A 4,648-nucleotide genomic window follows, 5' to 3' on the forward strand; every position below is an offset into this window, starting at 1 on the left:
CGCCGCGCTGGACGTCAACGAAATCGATAACCCGCTGCGTTTTCAGGGTCAGTATTTCGACGCCGATACAGGCTTACATTACAACCGCCACCGCTACTACAATCCGGGGACCGGACGGTTCTTGACGCCGGATCCGATCAAGCTTGCGGGTGGGTTGAATAGCTACCAGTATGTTCCTAACCCTACTGGGTGGGTGGATCCGTTGGGGCTGAGCAGCAATAACTGCCCTCCCAAGCGCGTTGATACTAGCGATTACCAGACGCGGAAAGAGTTAAGATCCGACGTCTATAACGCGCAGAGGCCAGGAGGTTTCCATAAAACGAAACATCTGAATGCGAAATCTGCCGACCAAGCCAGAGAATTGAGTTTGGGTAATGGATCACGTGGTGGTCAACCCGAAGCTTCTTATCTGCCCGACATCGCAAACAATGTTAAAGGATTCGAAAAACAAGCTGCATATGGGGCGATAAAAGATGGAAACGTATTCGACCACGGTGGCACTCGATTCATGTTTTACAGATCCGAACACCCTGTGGGCTACAACGAGGGACAACTTACAAACTGGATAAGAATTGAACTAACTGATGGAGGAAATAAGCCTGTGATCCACAGCTTTCCGGCATCACCACAGCAAGTGAAAAAATACATGGGTAAAGCAAAATGAAAAAACTAGAATTCGAACTACAGCCACTCCGAGTGCCTAGCGACTGGACAATAACCATAAATAATTTGTACGAAATAGAACTAACACCGGAAACCGCGCACTGGTTTAGCAGTTCTGTTTTATTAGGTGGTGCAAGACAAAGCACAGGCTATTGCTTCGATTCTAGAGTAGAACCTGAGGGAGACCCAAAGGGCGAGTTCGTGGTAGAGTTTCTTACAATTAAATACGATCGAAAAGGCGAACCAATCGGCGACTCTGCCAAAACCTTGGAAATATTCCGAACAACATGCAAAAAAAAATATATTGAGAAAATAGAGCAATACATGCGCGAAAATTGAAAACAACGAGCCAATCATTAATAAACTACTCATGCTATTTTTCATCAAAAACAAAACCAACTTCAACACTGTTACCTACAGAAGCTTGGGCTTCGGAGAGGCTTCAACCCCTACGAATTTAGGGATACAAACTAAATCATTCACGCAGATCAAATGAAAACTGTATAACCGCCAGCTGGCGGTCACCTGACTAGCATCGGCCTCAAGGTTCACGCCTCACGTCTCACCAATTCAACGCCGGTCGCGAGCAAGAGCGGCAGCAAGGCTTGCTGCTCAGCCAGTACCAATAACGATGAATAGGGCCGACTGCAAGCGCAAAGCGTCAGCCAGCGGGACAAACACCTGTTCCAGCGCCGCTATCAATACGACGCCAATGGCAATCTGGCCGGCATCGACGACAGCCGCAAAGGCAACCGCGGCTATCGCTACGATCCACTCGACCGACTGATCAGCGTACGCGGCGCCATACCAGAGAGCTTCGCCCATGACCCGGCAGGCAACCTCCTCGGACAAAATGACCTGCCCGCAGCCACCCTCGCCAACGTCAAAGGCCATCGCCTGCTCATGCAGGGCGACCGCCATTACGATTACGACGCCTACGGCAACCTGATCCGCGAACGTCGCGGCACCGGCCAAAAGCTCGTCACCGAATACCGCTACGACTGCCAACACCGCCTGATCGGCGTCAGCCTGCCGGATGGCAGCACCGCATCCTACAAATACGACGCCTTCGGTCGCCGCATTGAAAAGTCAGTCGACGGTCACACCACCGAGTTTCTGTGGCAAGGCGAACGCCTCATCGCTGAAAGCGCCGAGAACCGCTACCGCAGTTACATCTACGAACCGGGCAGCTTCCGCCCGTTGGCAATGCTCGACGGCGAAGGCCCGCTAAAAGCAGCACCGTTCTATTACCAACTCGACCACCTAGGCACGCCGCAGGAACTCACCGATTACAGCGGCGAGATCATGTGGTCAGCGAAGTACCGCGCCTACGGCAACCTCGCGGCGCTGGATGTCAGTGAAATCGATAACCCGTTGCGTTTTCAGGGTCGGTATTTCGACGCCGAGACAGGCTTACATTACAACCGCCACCGCTACTACAATCCGGGGACTGGACGGTTCTTGACCCCCGATCCGATCAAGCTTGCGGGTGGGTTGAACAGCTACCAGTACGTGACGAACCCTACGGGGTGGGTAGACCCACTAGGTAATAGCGAGTGTCCGGGGGCGGGGAATGGTGATCCAAGATCACTGAAAAGACCTGAGGAAACAACAAAAGTAAAAGAAGGAGTTCCCCCTCCCCCTATCGCTGATAGAAAATTTAAGCCAGGAGAAGATGTTCGTCACTTTGAAAAGCACGGCGAGGAAATTGGACAAACGCTCGGGCACGACAACTACACCCTCGAACAATATGTAGCCGATGCAAACTCGGTCATCCGCAATGGAACGTTCGCACCGGAACTGAATGCTTTCGTTGCAATTCCAGGTGGCATAGGAAGCGCAAAAGGGTTACTCGTAGGGGTAGATAGAGCTACAGGGGAGATTACAACGATGCATTTGAAGTCCGTTTCATTTTTTGAAACTAAAGCTCCGAGCCTCGGATGGAAGGCGCAACCGAGGTCTGTCAAAACAGATACGATTGGTTCAGACCCTCATGTCGGCTGGAAATATCCATACGGGCAAAAAACACCGGAGTGACGACTATGATTGTAAAAAATATAAAGTGGATATCTGGAACTTCCGAAGAGGCAGAGGTTGAAATAACCGACGGCGAGTTTACTTGCATTGCTTTCTCCCATCCTTGCAGCGCGAATATTGGAGATGAAGTAAACGGCCCCCTGCACATTTTCTCTTTGAAAAGCGCAATGCGTTGCGAAGGACTTGCTGAACTGGGGATTTGGAACATTCAGAAGCAAGGACTATCCAGAAAAGTCATCGCCAGAGTATTAGACACTTCGGAACAAGTAGTAACAGTTGGAAAAATCACCATGATTATTGAGGACTATCTACCAGGAGGGGTTGTGGTCGGAGACTTAATCGAATTTGAGTGTGCACGCATAGATCTATGGTAAAGCTCACATCGTAAAATGGAGAGACACTTCACATCTTTATTTTCTAGATGAAATCTGACTGTGAACAACTTCATTTTGTAAGTTTTTGAAGGTCACCTTTCCCTTGAAAATCTGGGCAGAACAACCTCGGCCAGTTGTTGGAAGAGCGCCTGCCGGACGGCGGTCAACGAAAATACCGCTACGATGCCCTCGGCCGGCAAATCACTCGCCAGGACCAATTCGGCGCGATCACCCAATATCAATGGGACGCCGTCGACCGCCTGACCCAAGTCACCCTGCCTGGCGGCGCCACCCGCGCGTTTACCTACAATCCTTATGGCCGCGTCACCGCAGAACGTGACGAGCTCGGCCGCATCACCCGCTACGAATACGCTGACAACCTGCATCTGGTCAGCCGCCGCATCAACCCCGACGGCAGCCAACTGCGCTACCGCTACGACAACTCGCAACTCAACCTCACCGAGATCGAAAACGAGCGCGGCGAACGCTACCAACTCGATTACTACCCGAACGGCCTGATCCAGCAGGAAACCGGCTTCGACAGCCGCCGCACCGCGTACGAGTACGACCTCAACGGCCAACTGCTGAAGAAGACCGAATTCGGCGATGACGGTAGCGAACTGATTACCGAATACCAGCGCGATGCCGCTGGCCGTTTGCTGGTCAAGACGCTGCCCGATGGCGAGGAGATTCACTACAGCTATGACGCACTGGGTCGATTGGTTAACGTCGACGACGGCCATTGGCCGCTCGCTTATGAATACGACGTACAAGATCGCTTGATCACCGAACATCAGGGCTGGGGTACCACGCGTTACGCTTACGACAAAGTCGGTCAGCTCAGCCACTGCCGTCTGCCCGATGGCTACACGCTCGATTACCGTCATTTGTCCGGTGGACGGCTGAGCAGCATCGACCTCAACGGCTCTCGCCTGACCAGCCACCAGTTCAACGCCGGTCGCGAGCAACAACGCCAACAAGGCTTGCTGCTTAGCCAATACCAATACGATGAACAGGGCCGCCTGCAAGCGCACAGCGTCAGCCAGCGGGACAAACACCTGTTCCAGCGTCGCTACAACTACGATGCCAACGGCAACCTCGCCGGCATCGACGACAGCCGCAAAGGCAACCGCAGCTATCACTACGATCCACTCGACCGACTGATCAGCGTACGCGGCGCCATGCCGGAGAGCTTCGCCCATGACCCGGCAGGCAACCTCCTCGGCCAGAATGACCTGCCCGCAGCCAACCTCGCCAACGTCAAAGGTAATCGCCTGCTGATGCAAGGCGACCGCCACTACGACTACGACGCGTACGGAAATTTGATCCGCGAGCGTCGCGGCAACGGCCAAAAGCTCGTCACCGAATACCGGTACGATTGCCAACACCGCTTGATTGGCGTCAGCCTCCCAGGCGGCAGCACCGCCACCTACAAATACGACGCCTTTGGCCGCCGCATCGAGAAAACCGTCGACGGCCATACCACTGAATTCCTCTGGCAAGGCGAACGCCTCATCGCCGAAAGCGCAGAAAATCGTTATCGCAGCTACATCTACGAACCGGGCAGTTTCCGC

The 4,648-nt window shown here is 53.3% G+C and carries 3 protein-coding genes and 2 pseudogenes; all 5 read left to right on the plus strand.

What is annotated here, in order from left to right:
• On the plus strand, positions 1-664 hold a 664-nt coding region (locus KVG87_RS25970), incomplete at its 5' end, for an RHS repeat-associated core domain-containing protein (RefSeq protein WP_225931010.1).
• Entirely contained in the window at positions 661-1,002 is a 342-nt protein-coding gene (locus tag KVG87_RS25545; protein WP_129999829.1) for a hypothetical protein, read from the plus strand. The genes KVG87_RS25970 and KVG87_RS25545, both read left to right, overlap by 4 nt.
• Positions 1,003-1,179: 177 nt before the next feature.
• Positions 1,180-2,700: pseudogene (locus KVG87_RS25550) on the plus strand (RHS repeat domain-containing protein); the annotation flags it as partial.
• Positions 2,701-2,705: 5 nt separating this feature from the next.
• Positions 2,706-3,074: a hypothetical protein gene (locus KVG87_RS25555; RefSeq protein ID WP_217853212.1), complete on the plus strand. Its 369-nt coding sequence runs from the start codon at positions 2,706-2,708 to the stop codon at positions 3,072-3,074.
• A gap of 113 nt (positions 3,075-3,187) precedes the next feature.
• Positions 3,188-4,648, plus strand: a pseudogene (locus tag KVG87_RS25560) (type IV secretion protein Rhs); the annotation flags it as partial.

It is taken from the genome of Pseudomonas siliginis, from assembly GCF_019145195.1.
Taxonomy (GTDB): Bacteria; Pseudomonadota; Gammaproteobacteria; order Pseudomonadales; family Pseudomonadaceae; genus Aquipseudomonas; species Aquipseudomonas siliginis.